The 1,613-nt window shown below is 56.9% G+C and carries 2 protein-coding genes; both read left to right on the forward strand.

Translation table 11 applies throughout. The features are described from left to right. Positions 1–151 precede the first annotated feature (151 nt). Complete coding sequence (locus tag GOX53_RS29320) at positions 152–1,180, forward strand: IS110 family transposase (protein ID WP_171182404.1); 1,029 nt, start codon at positions 152–154, stop codon at positions 1,178–1,180. 173 nt (positions 1,181–1,353) lie between these two features. Continuing rightward, a partial coding sequence (locus tag GOX53_RS30445; RefSeq protein WP_371810462.1) for a transposase occupies positions 1,354–1,613 on the forward strand: 260 nt, incomplete at its 3' end.

Genomic DNA, 1,613 nt, shown 5'->3' on the forward strand with positions numbered 1-1,613 from the left:
CTGCACGCCGTTACCGACAGCCTCGGACGCCCCATCCGTTTCTTCATATCCGCTGGGCAGGTTAGATGGAATGGTTGCCGCCCTCCCATGACGGCATCGCAATGTGCCAGGGTCGTGGTGCTTAGAGCCACAGTATGGAGAGGACGGCGACATGAAAGATATGATGATTGGGGTCGATCTGGCAAAGACTGTTTTTCAAGTACATGGAGCCCTGCAGACCGGGGAGGTGCAGTTTCGCAAAAAGCTCACGCGAAAGCAGTTCGTCACGTTCATGGCACATCAAGAGCCCTGTCTGGTTGTCTTTGAAGCGTGCGGCGGTGCGCATTTCTGGGCGCGTGAGATGGAAGCTCTTGGCCATGAGGCCAAGCTAATTGCGCCACAATACGTGCGCCCTTTCGTGAAGCGTCAGAAGAATGACGCCGCCGATGCCGAGGCGATCGTGATTGCGGCTCGACAGCCGGAAATGCGCTTTGTGCCCACCAAGACAGTTGAGCAGCAATCCCGCGCGGCAGTGTTCCGCGGCCGGGAACGATTGGTCCATCAGAGGACTGAAGACGTCAACGCCTTACGAGCGCTGCTGTATGAGCATGGCCACGTATTCCCTATTGGGATACGTTCTCTGGATCGCATTGCGGCGCTGTTGGAGGATGAAACCGCGGACCTGCCAACACTGATCCGAGAGGAGTGTAAGGAACTGCTGGCGCAAATTGCAGAGAAAACAGCTCGTGTCCTCGAAAGGAACAAGAAACTCTCAACTTTGGCGTCCCAATCAGACAGAGCTCGTCGGCTCCAGACCATGCCAGGTGTCGGCCCCATCACAGCCATCGCGGTGGAGGCGTTCGGGCCCGATATGGCACAATTCAAAACGGGGCGTGACTTCGCAGCTTGGTTGGGGCTTGTGCCCAAGCAACACTCGTCTGGAGGTAAGGAGCGTTTGGGACGTATGACCAAGGCAGGCCAGGCAGATACCCGACGTCTTCTGATCATTGGCGCAATGTCGCGATTGAACTGGCTTGGGGTGCGCTCGGTTGCTGAGGGTGGCTGGTTGTCACGCATGTTGGCGCGTAAGCCCAAAATGCTGGTCGCGATCGCGCTAGCAAACAAAATGGCTCGGCAGATCTGGGCGATGCTTACGAAACACGAGGACTACAAGGATCCGGAAATTGCAGGCGCGGCATGATGCTCATGTAAGTCTGCGAGGACCGGTGCACGGGAGTGTGAGAAGACGATGACATGAATGGGCGCAAGGATCGAAAAGATCTGGATCAGGAAAACCAGTTAGTCGCTGCGAGCAAAGAGCTCAAAGGTTAGATTTGGACCTGGTCCGCTGATCACCATCCCGGCCTGCGGCTTCTGGAAACGCCGCAAAGAGAGGCCTTACAGAAGTACGCACTCGATCACACGACCGGACAGTCAAAAGAAACTTCTTGCACTTTGGGCGGCAACCACAGAAGCGATTACACTGGGGCCAGGGCTCTGGTGAACAGTCTGCCATCGGCTGACTGGCTGCTGGGAGATCGAGGCTATGACGCCGACTGGTTCCGCGAAGCCCTTAATGACAGGGGAATTAGGCCCTGCATCCCAGCGCGACAATCACGCGACAAGCCTGTCCG

The sequence above is a fragment of the Ruegeria sp. HKCCD8929 genome, from assembly GCF_013031405.1.
Classification (GTDB): Bacteria; Pseudomonadota; Alphaproteobacteria; order Rhodobacterales; family Rhodobacteraceae; genus Ruegeria.